This is a genomic window from Streptomyces sp. NPDC007808, from assembly GCF_042868655.1.
Classification (GTDB): Bacteria; Actinomycetota; Actinomycetes; order Streptomycetales; family Streptomycetaceae; genus Streptomyces.
Genome location: NZ_JBIAEQ010000005.1, coordinates 484,860 through 497,650 on the forward strand (window position 1 = coordinate 484,860; position 12,791 = coordinate 497,650).

General features: G+C 70.6%; 13 protein-coding genes and 1 pseudogene. 8 read left to right on the top strand and 6 right to left on the bottom strand.

Annotation, left to right across the window (positions count from 1 at the left end; translation table 11 throughout):
* Positions 1–44 precede the first annotated feature (44 nt).
* The gene (locus tag ACFYNL_RS21400; protein ID WP_019758416.1) at positions 45–260 is read left to right on the top strand and encodes a dodecin; all 216 of its coding nucleotides are present in this window, start codon (positions 45–47) and stop codon (positions 258–260) included.
* 12 nt (positions 261–272) lie between these two features.
* Here ACFYNL_RS21400 and ACFYNL_RS21405 read toward each other — a convergent pair whose 3' ends face one another.
* The gene (locus ACFYNL_RS21405) at positions 273–764 is read right to left on the bottom strand and encodes a hypothetical protein (protein ID WP_388805816.1); all 492 of its coding nucleotides are present in this window, start codon (positions 762–764) and stop codon (positions 273–275) included.
* Between the two features lie 277 nt (positions 765–1,041).
* Between ACFYNL_RS21405 and ACFYNL_RS21410 the strand changes: the two genes are divergently transcribed.
* The 6 genes and pseudogenes from ACFYNL_RS21410 to ACFYNL_RS21435 form a co-directional block, all read left to right on the top strand.
* Positions 1,042–1,488 carry a DUF485 domain-containing protein gene (locus ACFYNL_RS21410; RefSeq protein ID WP_388805819.1) on the top strand — a complete coding sequence of 149 codons (447 nt, stop codon included), beginning with the start codon at positions 1,042–1,044 and terminating at the stop codon, positions 1,486–1,488.
* A complete protein-coding gene (locus tag ACFYNL_RS21415; protein ID WP_388805822.1) occupies positions 1,482–3,086 on the top strand; it encodes a cation acetate symporter in 1,605 nt (534 codons plus the stop codon). The genes ACFYNL_RS21410 and ACFYNL_RS21415 overlap by 7 nt, the downstream gene beginning before the upstream one ends.
* A 14-nt stretch (positions 3,087–3,100) precedes the next feature.
* Positions 3,101–3,508, top strand: coding sequence for a (2Fe-2S) ferredoxin domain-containing protein (locus ACFYNL_RS21420; RefSeq protein ID WP_388805825.1), 408 nt, complete (start codon positions 3,101–3,103; stop codon positions 3,506–3,508).
* A 97-nt stretch (positions 3,509–3,605) separates the two neighbouring features.
* Positions 3,606–3,776, top strand: a complete 171-nt coding sequence (gene rpmF / locus ACFYNL_RS21425; RefSeq protein ID WP_388805828.1) for a 50S ribosomal protein L32 — start codon at positions 3,606–3,608, stop codon at positions 3,774–3,776.
* Positions 3,777–3,782: 6 nt separating this feature from the next.
* A complete protein-coding gene (locus tag ACFYNL_RS21430; RefSeq protein WP_388805831.1) occupies positions 3,783–4,970 on the top strand; it encodes a GTP-binding protein in 1,188 nt (395 codons plus the stop codon).
* Positions 4,967–5,116: pseudogene (locus ACFYNL_RS21435) on the top strand (LLM class flavin-dependent oxidoreductase); the annotation flags it as partial. The gene ACFYNL_RS21430 and the pseudogene ACFYNL_RS21435, both read left to right, overlap by 4 nt.
* A 177-nt stretch (positions 5,117–5,293) precedes the next feature.
* Here the strand turns inward: ACFYNL_RS21435 and ACFYNL_RS21440 are convergent.
* From ACFYNL_RS21440 to ACFYNL_RS21450, 3 genes are all read right to left on the bottom strand, one after another.
* Positions 5,294–6,172: a potassium channel family protein gene (locus tag ACFYNL_RS21440; protein WP_388805834.1), complete on the bottom strand. Its 879-nt coding sequence runs from the start codon at positions 6,170–6,172 to the stop codon at positions 5,294–5,296.
* A 108-nt stretch (positions 6,173–6,280) separates the two neighbouring features.
* Positions 6,281–8,680 (bottom strand): glycoside hydrolase family 65 protein, encoded by a 2,400-nt coding sequence (locus tag ACFYNL_RS21445; RefSeq protein ID WP_388805838.1) that lies wholly within the window; start codon positions 8,678–8,680, stop codon positions 6,281–6,283.
* Positions 8,681–8,739: 59 nt separating this feature from the next.
* Positions 8,740–9,615 (bottom strand): universal stress protein, encoded by an 876-nt coding sequence (locus tag ACFYNL_RS21450; protein WP_388806252.1) that lies wholly within the window; start codon positions 9,613–9,615, stop codon positions 8,740–8,742.
* Positions 9,616–10,157: 542 nt separating this feature from the next.
* Here ACFYNL_RS21450 and ACFYNL_RS21455 point away from each other — a divergent pair.
* The gene (locus ACFYNL_RS21455) at positions 10,158–10,835 is read left to right on the top strand and encodes a CBS domain-containing protein (protein WP_388805841.1); all 678 of its coding nucleotides are present in this window, start codon (positions 10,158–10,160) and stop codon (positions 10,833–10,835) included.
* 151 nt (positions 10,836–10,986) lie between these two features.
* Here the strand turns inward: ACFYNL_RS21455 and ACFYNL_RS21460 are convergent, their stop codons facing one another.
* Together ACFYNL_RS21460 and ACFYNL_RS21465 are read right to left on the bottom strand one after the other, a co-directional pair.
* Positions 10,987–11,910: a DUF1918 domain-containing protein gene (locus ACFYNL_RS21460; protein WP_388805844.1), complete on the bottom strand. Its 924-nt coding sequence runs from the start codon at positions 11,908–11,910 to the stop codon at positions 10,987–10,989.
* Positions 11,911–12,322: 412 nt separating this feature from the next.
* A complete protein-coding gene (locus ACFYNL_RS21465; protein ID WP_388805847.1) occupies positions 12,323–12,781 on the bottom strand; it encodes an Hsp20/alpha crystallin family protein in 459 nt (152 codons plus the stop codon).
* Positions 12,782–12,791: the final 10 nt, after the last annotated feature.

Consider the following 12,791-nt stretch of genomic DNA (forward strand, 5'->3'; position numbering starts at 1 on the left):
GTGACCGATCCGCCACGGCTCGGTCACGGGAGAGGAGCACCCGCATGACGAACCACACCTACCGGGTCACGGACATCGTCGGCACCTCGCCCGAGGGCGTGGACCAGGCCATCCGCAACGGCATCGAGCGTGCCTCGCAGACCCTGCGCAACCTGGACTGGTTCGAGGTGACCGAGGTGCGCGGCCAGCTCGACAACGGGCAGATCGCGCACTGGCAGGTGACCATGAAGGTCGGTTTCCGCCTGGAGGACGCCGGCTGACACTCCGGGCCGTCAGGTCCGCCCCTCCCGCTCCTGCGCCACCTTCAGCGCGGCGGAGGGGGCGGCCCAGCGTGCCCGTACGACGGTGAAACCGGCCCGTTCGGCGTCCTCGCAGACCAGTTCGTCGTCGTCCACCAGCATGCGGATCTCCCGCGTGCGGGCGAGGCGGTCGAGGGTCTCCAGCTTGGTGCGCCGGGCGGGCCGTCGGTCGTCGTTGCGCCGCATGTGGACGCGCCCTTCGGGCAGCCCGTGCGCGGCGAGCCAGTCCAGCGTGGCGCGCCGGCAGCGCTCGGGCCGCCCGGTCAGATAGCGGACCTCGCATTCCCCGGCGCTCTCCAGGGCCAACGCGACGCCCTGCGCGATCGGCGGATCCTGCGGGGCGGCCGCGAAGAAGGCGTCCCAGTCGCGCGGCCTGCGCTCCAGGAAGTGCTGCCGGTGTGCCGTGTCGGCGAGGGTGTTGTCCAGGTCGAACACGGCTAGCGGGCGATTGCTGCGGTCGGTCACACCATTCACCCTAGACGGCCCGGGACCGCTTTGAGACAGCCTGACCGGAAGTAATGGGCCGGACTATTTCGCCGAGGGCCCTTTTCCGCAGGCCGTTCACGATCACCACACGTTCACCGGGGTTGTGACGCGCCACGGACGGCGGGCAATTCCTCCCTGGCGGTTGATTGTTCAAAGAGGCCGCTGACATACTCCGGGCTCCGGCCCCGCCGCCCGCCCCCCACCAAGCCCGCACCCACGAGTGTGTTCGGCATGACGCAGCGAAGAAGGTGCGCCTGTGCCCGAGTTTTCACCATGGCACGACAATCCGCTCACAAACGGTTCACCGACCGATGAACCACCGCCCTCCACACGCATATCCGAAGAGCCCGAATTTCGCTCACTGAGGCGCACCCAGCTCGGATTCGGCATCCGCGCCACGCTTCTTTCGGTCGGCGGATTCCTGCTGTACGTGCTGCTGTCGCATTACGTCCCGGGCCCGATGAACGAGCGCCTGGTCGGACACCTCACCGTCGGCCTCGCCCTGGGGCTCGGCCAGTTCGTCGTGATGGGCGTGACGGCCTGGTGCTACGTCCGGCACATGCGCAGACGGGTCGACCCGCTCGCCCGGGGCCTCGGCTCACGACTGCGGCAGCACGAAGCGGGTTCGCTGCGCGCCACCGTGTCCCGCGAGGAGGCCGGGCGGACCGTCCAGCCCGGCTCCGGGGGGTACCGCGCGTGGTGACCCTGTCGGAAGGCATCGTCGACCGGTTCAGCCTGCAACTGACGTTCGTCCTCTTCCTGTCGGTGGTCGTGGTCACGCTGTTCATGGCGCTGCTCACCGCCCCGCAGCGCGACGAGATCAGCGAGTTCTACCTCGGCAACCGCACCATGTCCCCGCTGCGCAACGGGCTTGCCATGTGCGGCGACTACCTGTCGGCCGCGACCCTGCTGGGCAGTACCGGACTGGTCGCCCTCACCGGGTACGACGGACTGCTGTACCTCGGCGGCACGGTCGCTGCCTGGATGATGGTGCTGCTGCTCATCGCCGAACCCCTGCGCCGGACGGGCAAATTCACCCTGGGTGACACGCTGGCCCTGCGTCTGACCGAACTCCAGCGCCCGGCGCGGCTCGCGCTGGCGGTGTGCACCCTCACCATCGCGGTGCTGTACCTGGTGGCCCAGCTCGTGGGCAGCATGGCGCTGTTGACCCAGTTCACGGGTGAACCCAGCGCGGCGACCCGCACCCTGTGCGTCATCGTGATCGGCACGATCGTCATCGTGTACGCGGCCATCGGCGGCATGCCCGGTGCCACCGTCATCCAGATCATCAAGGCCGTGATGCTGGTGGCGGGCGTCTGCGTCACCGCCGTGATGGTGCTCCACCACTACGACTGGAACCCCGACGCCCTGCTGTCCGCCGCGGCGAACAACAGCGGCACCGGCACACGGTTCCTGGAACCCGGGCTGCGCTACGGGGCCAGCGCCACCAGCACACTCGACTTCTTCAGCCTGGAGCTGGCGATCGTCCTCGGACTGGCCGCGCTCCCGCATGTCCTGATGCGCCTGCTCGCCCCGCGCAAGGTCGACGTCCTGCGCTCGTCCGTGGTCTGGGCGATGGGCCTGGTCGCACTGGTCTGCCTGGCGGCCGGGATCCTCGGCCTCGGTGCCACGGCGATCGTCGGCCGGGAGACCATCGCCGAGACCGACCACAAGGGCGACTCCGCGGTTCTGCTGCTGGCCAACGCCCTCGGCGGCGGCATCCTGACGGCCCTGCTGTCCTGCCTCGCCTTCGTCACGCTGCTCGCGGTCGCGGCCGGCCTCACCCTCGCCGCCGCCTCCTCCCTCGCCCACGACCTGTACGGCGAGGTGATCCGCAAGGGCCGTGCGAGCGAGACCGAGGAACTGACCGTGGCCCGGCTGTCCGCGGCCGTCATCGGCGTCCTCGCCATGATGCTCGCCCTCGTCTCGTACGGCGCCAACACCGCGACGCTCGCCTTCCTCGCCTTCGCCATCGCGGCGTCCGCGATCCTGCCGACGATCGTGTACACCCTGTTCTGGCGGCGCTTCACGGGACGGGGCGCGCTGCTCAGCCTCTGGGGCGGCCTGGCCTGCTCGGTCCTGCTGGTGCTGTTCTCCCCGGTGGTCTCCTCCACGCCGGGTTCGTTCTACCCGGGTGCCGACTTCGCCTGGTTCCCGCTGCAGAACCCCGGCATCGTCTCCATCCCGGCGGGCTTCCTCCTCGGCTGGCTCGGCACGGTGCTGAGCGACCGCCGGGAGGCCCGGGAGGACGCCGCCTACGCGGAGTTCGAGGTGCGGATGCTCGTGGGCACGAAGGAGTGAGGGATGCTTCTGTCATGCCCACTCACACCTTCCTGATCGGCGCCGCCCGCCAGCGCCCCTGCACGCTCGTCGTCTGCCGGGGCTGCTGCTGCGGCGATCCCCGCAAGCACCCCGGCACCGATCACGCGGGGCAGCTGGAGCGGCTGCGCACGGCCGGCGCCGAGCACGGCTTCCAGGTCCGCACGACGGACTGCCTCGGCCCCTGCGACCAGGCCAATGTGATCGTCGTCCAGCCGTCGGCCGCGGGGCGCCGGGCCGGCGGGCGGGCCACCTGGGTGGGCTTCGCGATGGACGACGACTGCACGGAGGAGCTGGTGCAGTGGGCGGCCGCGGGCGGGCCGGGCCTCGCGCGGCCGCCGGTCGCGCTGGAGCTTCAGTTCGTCCGGCCGCCGCGGGACGCACGGGTGCGGTCGCGACGCTGACGGGCCACCGCTCCCGGCTGCCGCCCTCGCCGGTAATTGTTAATGGGATCCATTTTCATGTAGCGTCCTCGGTGTTCACCCACCGAGGAGGTCCGTCATGGCTGTCCCCAAGCGGAAGATGTCCCGCAGCAACACCCGCCACCGCCGCGCCCAGTGGAAGGCGAGCACGCCGCAGCTCGTTCCCGTCACCGTCGACGGCGTCAGTCACCTCGTGCCGCAGCACCTGGTCAGGGCGTACGAGCGCGGGCTGCTGCGCCCCCAGGGCTGAGCGGGGATGCCGTACGAGAGCCGTCTGCCGGTCACCGTCCTGTCCGGCTTCCTCGGGGCGGGCAAGACGACGCTGCTCAACCATGTGCTGGCCAACCGTGAAGGGCTGCGCGTGGCGGTCATCGTCAACGACATGAGCGAGGTCAACATCGACGCCGCCCTGGTGCGGGGCGGCGAGGCCGCGCTGTCACGGACCGAGGAACGCCTGGTCGAGATGACCAACGGGTGCATCTGCTGCACCCTGCGCGACGACCTGCTGGACGAGGTCGACCGGCTGGCCCGCGAGGGCCGTTTCGACCACTTGCTCATCGAGAGTTCCGGTATCTCGGAACCGATGCCGGTCGCCGCCACCTTCTCCTTCGCCCGCGACGACGGCGCCACGCTCGGCGATCTCGCATCGCTGGACACCATGGTCACGGTCGTCGACGCCGCCCACTTCCTCACCGAGTTGGACAGCGGGGACGAACTGGCCGAACGCGGCCTCGCCCCGTACGAGGACGACGAGCGCACCGTCAGCGATCTCCTCGTCGACCAGGTCGAGTTCGCCGACGTCATCGTGCTCAACAAGCTGGACCTGGTCGACCGGCCGACGGCCGACCGGCTGCGCGCGGCGCTGGCCCGGCTCAACCCGGCCGCGCGCGTCGTCGACGCCGTACACGGCCGCGTGGCGCTCCGGGAGGTGCTCGGCACCCGGCTCTTCGACCTGGAGCGCGCCCAGCAGGCGCCGGGCTGGGTGCGGGAGCTGAACGGCGACCACGTCCCGGAGACCGAGGAGTACGGCATCTCCTCGACGGTGTTCCGCTCCGAAACCCCCTTCCACCCGGGGCGGTTGTGGACCTTCGTCACGGAGCGGCTCGACAGCGGCGCGTACGGAAAGGTGCTGCGGTCCAAGGGGTTCTTCACCCTCGCCAGCCGCCCGCACCTGACGGGCCTGTGGTCCCAGGCCGGCTCGGTCGCCCGCTTCGAGCCCAGCGCCGCACGGGACGCCGACGCCCCCTACGCGCAGGAACTGGTCCTCATCGGCGTCCGGCTGGACGCCGAGGCGCTCCGGAGCGCCCTGACCGAATGCCTGATCGCTGAGGACGAGGGCCTCCCGGCCGACGACCCGTTCCCGGCCTGGGACACCTACGGCATCGACGACGTCTGCGACCACGAGAGGAATCCTGCGGACTCCCAGGCGTTGCACCCTGTATGAGTTCCGTGATCGCCTCGACCCGCTTCTCCGTCCTCGACCGCTCCCGCACCCGGGAGGGCCACACGCACGCGGAGGCACTGCGCGACACCGTCCGGCCGGCCCGGGACCTGGAGTTTCCGGGCTGCCAGCGGCTCTGGGTCTCCGAGCCTCCCCGCGGGCTCTTGCCGTCGGACGCCACGCACGAGCTGGAAACGCGGTTCCGTCGATCGACGTGAGAGGACAGCTGCCTGGGGTGAGCCCAGCCAGTCGGACTTCGAGAACAGACTGACCGACCGTTCGCCGTGTGGGCGATCCTGGCGATGCAAGCCGGCACGGGCCTTTGGTCAGGGCTGGGTGAGGCTGCGCCCGTGGTCCGCGGCGTACGCGGCGAAGACGTCCGTCACCGTGCCACCGGAGTGGAGAAAACGCTGGTCAAGGATGGCGGCGAGGTCCTTCAGCGCACCGGCGAGCACATCACCTGCCAGACGCACCTCCGGCCGCTGGGCTGCCTGTCCTCGCTGGGCGAGGGTGGCGGCGTAGCCGACCATGGCCGCCAGCGACGAGTGGTCCTCCCCGTCATGGAAGTAGTACGCCTCGGCGTACTGGGTGAAGTCGATACGCACGCGTACGACGTCCGTTGCCAGGCTGTCCAGCAGCAGCGCCCCGGCCGTGCAGTCGATCTGCCCCGGCGTCGGGTCCGCGTCGCGCAGCAGCGCCAGCCGGATGGCCAGGACCCGCCGGCGGGTCAGCGCCGGGTAGATCTCCAGCACCCAGGAGACAGTGGCCGTCAGGAGGGCGAAGCCGACGAGGGCTTCCAACGGTGAGACCAGGCGGAGCCAGCCCTCGCCGGGTGCGATGTCTCCCAGGCCCAACGTGGCGACCGTGACGAGCGACAGGTACAGGGAGTCGAGCAACGCCGGCTCCTGGGCCGCCTCGGAGCCGGCGGAGAAGGTGAACGCTTCGGGCATGTGGGGCCAGTAGACGACGGCCCAGCCGAGGATCACGGTGGCGGCCCACATGGACACGACCGTGACCATGGCGAGCGGCCCGACCAGCCCGACCACCCGCCTGCGTGTGCGCAAGCGCCGGGCCAGGCGCCACATCGCCGTCATGACGAGGCGACTCAGGCCGCCGTGGCGGGTCGGGTGCCAGAGGGTGTGGAAGAGATCCCGCAGGGTGAGCATGACGAGCCCGGCACCGAGCAGCGAGACCAGCCATTTCATCCACGTCTCCCACAGCACTGTCGCCTGAAGCGGAACCCCGTTTTCGAGCCTATGGTCTGCCCGTGGAACTGCCGCCGAGGCCGAGCTCGGCACGCGCGTCTGCGCGTATCAACTCTCCGGCAGCACAAGCGTGCAGGTCTCTCCGGGCGCGACGGTCACGGCCCGGTCGGCCAGCACCACGCGGATGGGTGACTCCTCCGAGTCGGGCACCCGGATCTCCAGCTGTCCGCTCCGGCGCCGTACACCGACACCCCAATGGCCGCGGTAACGCAGGGAGAACCCGTACTCCGACAGCGCGGGCAGGGGCACCGGGTCCAGGAAGAGGGCGTCCTCACGCGTGCCCAGTCCCGTCAGGCCGCGTTGCACCAGGTCCAAGGTCCCGGCCATGGCGCCGAGGTGGATGCCTTCACCCGTCGTGCCGCCCTGGATGTCGGCGATGTCCGCCTCCAGGGCCTCCTGGACGTAACTCCACGCCTCGGCTCGTCTGGCCCGGGCGAGGACGAGGCCGTGGACGAGTCCGCTGAGGGTGGAGCCGTGGCTGGTGCGCTTCAGGTAGTAGTCGACGGTCCGGCGCCAGACCTCGTCGTCCACGTCGTACCCGAGACGGCGGAACAGATCCCGCAGCTCGGCGGGCGAGAAGAGGTAGCCGAGCATCAGGACGTCGGCCTGTTTGGAAGCTTGGTAGCGGTTCACGGAGTCGCCCTCCGCCTCGAGGATGCGGTCCAGCCGCCGGATGCTGTCGTAGCGGGTGCGGTAGGCGTCCCAGTCCAGCTCGGTGAGGTCGCCGTAGCCGTCGAACTGGCTGATGACGCCCTGATGGAACGGCACCCGCAGCCGCCGGGAGACCTCCTCCCACCGCGGGAGTTCGCCGCCGTCCAGCTCGATGCGTTCGAACAGCTCCTGTCGGCGCCATGCCGGGAGGCGCCGCACCAGGTCCAGGGCACGGCTGAGCACCCAGACGGCGGTGACGTTGGTGTACGTGTTGTCGTCCAGGCCCGGCCGGGCGGCGTCGGGGTAGCTGTCGTGGTACTCGTCCGGGCCGACCACGCCACGGATGCGGTACCGACCGAGGCCCGGGGCGAACTCCGCGCTGTCCGCCCAGAAGCGGGCGATCTGCAGCAGCATCTCCGCGCCCTTGGTGTGCAGGTACTCGGTGTCGCCGCTCGCCTCGCAGTACTGCCACACGTTGTAGGCGATCGCCGAGCCGACGTGGTGCTGGAGCCTGGAGTGGTCCGGCAGCCACCGGCCCGAACGGGGGTTGAGGTGCAGTTGCTGGGTCTCCTCACGGCCGTCGCTACCGGATTGCCATGGGTACATCGCCCCGGCCCGGCCCACCGCGCGGGCGGCGCGGCATGCCTGGGGCAGGCGCCGGTGACGGTAGGTGAGCAGGGCCCGGGAGACCTCCGGGAAATGCAGGTTCAGGTACGGCAGCACGAACAGTTCGTCCCAGAAGACATGGCCCCGGTACGCCTCGCCGTGCAGCCCGCGGGCCGGCACGCCCACGTCCAGGTCCGCGGTGTGCGGCGACAGTGTCTGCAGCACGTGGAACAGATGCAGGCGCAGGACACGGCCGGCCTCCCCGGGCACCTGGATGTCCGCGCCCCGCCACAACCGTGCCCAGGCCGCTTCATGGGAGTTCACAAGCGCCGGGAAGCCGGCAGCCGTGGCCACCCGGTCGAGCGCCGCGCCCAGCGGGTCACTGATCGCCGGATCGCGGGAGGTGTGCAGGGCGACCGTCTTGTCCACGACGACGGGGCTGCCTGGAGCGACCGGTACCACCAGCCGGTGTGCCGCACGGCGGCGAGAAGCCCGCACCTCCGAGGACGTGGGGGGCCGGCCGACGGCGACCGTACGGGCCGCCATCGCGATGCCGATGTCGGAGGTGCTGGTGCGGCAGCTCAGCCACGTCACGTCGGTCGCGGACGCGCCGGTCCGTACACGGACCAGGTGGTGACGGTTGAGGGACCTGTAACGGTGCACGTTGCTGTTGATCACATCGCCGTCGAGGACGGACTCCACCTCGACCTCTCCGGACCACTCCTCGGCTGTGACAACGGTCCGCAGCGCGGCCAGATGCGGATCCGCCATGTGTACCAGCCGGACCTGCTCCACACTCAGCACGCCTGCCTCGTCGTCCCGGAACCGGAACGTCCGTGTCAGCGTGGCCCGGCGCAGATCCAGGCTGTGCCGGTGGTCGAGCGGCTGCCATCGGTCGGGAGAGAACCACGGGCTCGTCGATCCGTCGGCGAAGCGGAGACGGATCCGCAGCAGAAGCCAGTTGGGGAGGTTCACCAGGTCCTCGTTCACCACCCGCCGCCCCGCCACGCCGGACTCCAGACGGTTGTAGACGCCGGCCGCGTAGGTGGCCGGGCAGTGCACCAGGCCCGCCCTGCTCTCGGGCACGGCACCACGGGTGGCGAAGTACCCGTTGCCGAGCGTGCACAACGACTCGCGCAGTCGCTCGCCGGCCGGGTCGTAGCCCTCGTACTCCCAGGTCCACTCCGACATTCGCCGCCCTCTCCTCTTTCCCCCTGCGCGATGTGAAGGGCCATGAGATGCGGGGCGGGTCAGACCCGTTGCGGGACCACGGCCACCGGGCACCGGGCGTGATGCAGCAAGGCGTGGGCGACCCTGCCGAATTGCAGACCGACATGGCCGTGGCGCCTGCGCGCACCCACGACCACCAGGTCAGCCTCCGCCGCGGCGTCCAGGAGGACCTTGTGGGCGGGGCCTTCGACCGCCTGACGATGCACGTCCACCTGCGGGTGGTTCCGCAGGGCGTCGCGCAGCGCGTCGGTGAGAAGAGCGGAGACGCGCTCCTCATGGGCGCCGGCGGCATCGTCCGCGATCAAGGGATGGTCCGCGTGTCCGTGGGCGGGCCGGCGCCAGGCCCGTACGGCGTGCAGACCGCAACCGCGCGCCTCGGCCTCGCGGAAGGCGAACCGGACGGCCGCCGCGCCCTCCGTGGAGTCGCCGACGCCGACCACCACCCGGCCGAGCGAGCCCTGCCTGTTCCGCTCCCCACCGCGAACCACGATCACGGGGCACACGGCACGGGCGGCCACCGCGAGGCTGACCGAACCGAGCAGGACCCCGGCGATCTCACCGCGGCCGCGGGAGCCCGTGACCAGGGCGAAGGATTCATGGGCCGCGTGCAGGAGAGCGGACACGGCGTCGTCGGGCACTACGTCGCTGGAGACCTTCACCTCCGGGTTGCGCAGCCGGGCGCGTTCCGCGCCGGACGCGGCGATGTGCTGAGCCATGACCGCTTCGGCCGGACGGTCGGTACTGAAGGACGGGCGGCCGCCCTCGTACCGCTCCCACAAAGAGGCGTAGAGGAGCCGCAGAGACAGCCCGAGGCGCGCCGCCTCGTCCACCGCCCAGTCAACGGCCTCCAGGCTGGAGTCCGATCCGTCGACACCCACCACCAGCGGGAGCTCCACGGTCACCACCACCTTCATGCCCGGCCACTGCGGGAAGCCCCTTGTCAATACCGTCGCACCGCACGGCTCTGGTCGCGACACAGGGATGGGCTCCGGCGAAGGCCGTCGGCCCAGGTTGCACCGCGCCGATTTGCGACGATCGTGGAGTCATGCGGCCGGCGCGAGAACCGGGGGTTCGTGGCTCACCTCGCCGCCACGGCCGTCGCATCGGCTGGTACGAGCCCGATTCCGCTCCGAGGTCACGGTGAAGGGAAGGCGATCGTGGCTGTCAGGACCGGCGTCTTCGGCGCCTTGACCGAGGAACATCGCGAGCAGCTCTTGCCCCTAGGGTCTGTCGTTCGCGGCCGACGTGCGCATCTTCGACGAGGGCGGAAAAGCCGACCGTTTCTGGATCATCATCCGGAACTGGATCATGCGCTGCTCACCTGCGTCGCAGGCGTGATCGCGGAGCGGCTCAGGTCCGCCCGGGTGCGACTGCTCGACCTGTACGCCCCCCAGGGTGCCGGCGAGGTGCCCTGAGGAGGGGAGACGAGGAGGATCGCGTGCCTGAGACCCCGCACATCGTCGGCGATGTGATGACCCGGACGGTCGTGGCCGTCGGACGTGACGCGCCCTTCAAGGAGATCGTCCGGACCATGGAGCAGTGGAAGGTCAGCGCCATGCCGGTCCTGGAGGGAGAAGGGCGTGTCATCGGCGTCGTCTCCGAGGCCGACCTGCTGCCCAAGGAGGAGTTCCGCGACAGCGACCCGAGCCTCTTCGAACCACGTCGGCGTCTGTCCGACGTCGCCAAGGCCGGGGCGGTGACGGCGGAGGAGCTCATGAGCACCCCCGCGATCACGGTTCACGCCGACGCCACCCTGGCACAGGCGGCCAGGATCATGGCCGTCCGGCACGTCAAGCGGCTGCCCGTGGTCGATGGCATCGGCATGCTCCAGGGCATCGTCAGCCGTGCCGATCTGCTGAAGGTCTTCCTGCGGCCGGACGAGGAGATCGAGGAGGAGGTTCGCCGTACCGTGGTGGCGTACCTCTTCCCGGCCTTCAGCCACGCGATCCACGTGAGCGTGCACGAGGGAGTCGTCACGCTCCGCGGGCACACACACGACACCTCGCTCATCTCGGTCGCCGTGCGCCTCGTGCGCGCCGTGGAGGGCGTCGTGGATGTCGAGCCACAGCTCACCGGCGAGTCAGCCGGTCGGGACGGGGCCGGGACAACTTTGTGACCGTGTGCGAGGCCGGCCGGCTTCGGTCGCTCCGGCGGGTCAGGGCTGGATGACGTGCCAGAAGTCGGCGCGGATCTCGAACGCGTGCGGCTGCGCCTCCCGTTGCAAGTCGGCGGCCCGCCGGGCGGGGCCCGCGGCGGCCCGTGGGCGGCTACTGATCGGCAGGAGTGATACGCCGGCCCGTGAGTCGCGTGGGCCGGATCGACACCCACATCTCGCGTGCACCGCCCGCCCATGGCTCGGTGTGTGCGCGCCGGGCGAGCCCCCGTACGGCGTCGGGCTCCGTGACGACGTTCGCGGGGCCGACCGCGAGCACACTCCAGCCCTGGCTCATCGCATCATCCAAGTGGTCGACCTCGAAGGCGACCTCCGTTCCGACAGCCGCCGCGGGCACGGAGTCGGGCGCGGTCCGGAAGGCGATCGCGTCATCGACGACCTCGTAGTTGACCGGGACGACCGCCGGGCGGCCGTCGGGCGTCGACACGGCGATGCGCCCCACGCCGTGCGTGGACAGCAGGCGGCGGCATTCTTCCGGGCCGAGGTCCCGCAGCTGCGGATGCAGCAGTGCGTGCCCCTGACCGGGTGGCAGGTCGACGCCGGCTCCGCGCAGGGCCGTGGCGGTGGTGCCCAGTGCGGCGGCCAGGCTGAGGAGAGTCGCCACGGTCGGGTCGGCCGGCTGTTCCTCCAGGTACGCCAGGTAGCCCGGCGAGATGTGGGCGCGGCGGGCCGTCTCCTCGCGGCTGAGCCCGCGCCTGCGGCGTTCCAGGGCCACGCGCCGACCGATGTCGCCTGGGTCGGCCGTCCCGGTCGGCGGAGCAACCGCGGGCCTGGCCTCCGCCTCACCGATGTCCGTCCGGGATGACGTGCGCGTGGCGCCCGGCTGCCCGTGCTCCACATGCCGGATGTGCGCGTCGGGCCCGGGGAACATGAGCGTCACCTCATCCGTGTCCGACCAGCGCACGTCGTAGGGAGGCGTTCCGTCCTCGTGGTGGAGTCCGACGATCTCGCCGTCGCGCCTGGCGACGCCGGTCGCGGGATTCTCTACGACGAGCCGGTCACCGAGGTGAGCTCGCATGATCGCCACCTCTCCTCAGAACGGTGCTGTATCCAACGTGCCACGCGCGACACGCGGCCGCATGGGACGACCGGCGCGTTTCTGCCGGGCGGGCCGAGCCGACCGGATGTCAATCGGTTCAGAGCCCGGACAGGAGAGGCGACATGCACCACCGAACGGTCGCGGAGCTCATGACCCGAGAGGTCGTCACGGCGCGGCGTGACCTGCTGTCGAGCGGATCGTCAGGCGGCCGGCGGACAACGACGTCACCGCTGTGACCGTGGCGGACGACCGGAACGCCCCACGGGGCCGTCGGAGCCGGCGGCTGGAAGACACGCGGGACCGTGACCGCGCGCGGCCGCCGGCCTCGCGCGGAGGCAACGGGCACCGGCCTGCCGAACCCGGTACGCGACCCCGGACTTCCTCACCCCGGTCAGCCGGTGATCTCGATGCGCTTGGCCTTGCCCGTCTCGGTTTTCGGGATCCGCACCCTGAGGACTCCACTCGTCAGGTCCGCGCTGATGTGCTCGGTGTCGGAGTTCGGCGGCAGAGTCGTGCGGTAGTCGAACTGCCCCATGCGGCGGGTATGCCTGCGGACCACCCCGGTTTGTTCCTTCTCCTTGATCTCGCCGTGGATGTCGAGTTCGCCCGCGGCGACCTCCACGGTGATCTGGTCCTTGCCCACGCCGGGAAGCTCCAGTTCCACCAGGTAGGCGTCCTCGGTGTCCACGACGTCGGCCGGCGGCGCCCACGGCTCGGCCGTGCCGAACTCGGGGTAACCGCCCACAGGGAAGACGGCGTGCATGAGCTGGTCCATCCGGGCACGGAGATCGTCCAGCTCATGCAGCGCTGCCGAGAGCCCACCTCTGCTGTGTCGTACGGGATGTGTCATGGCTGATCCT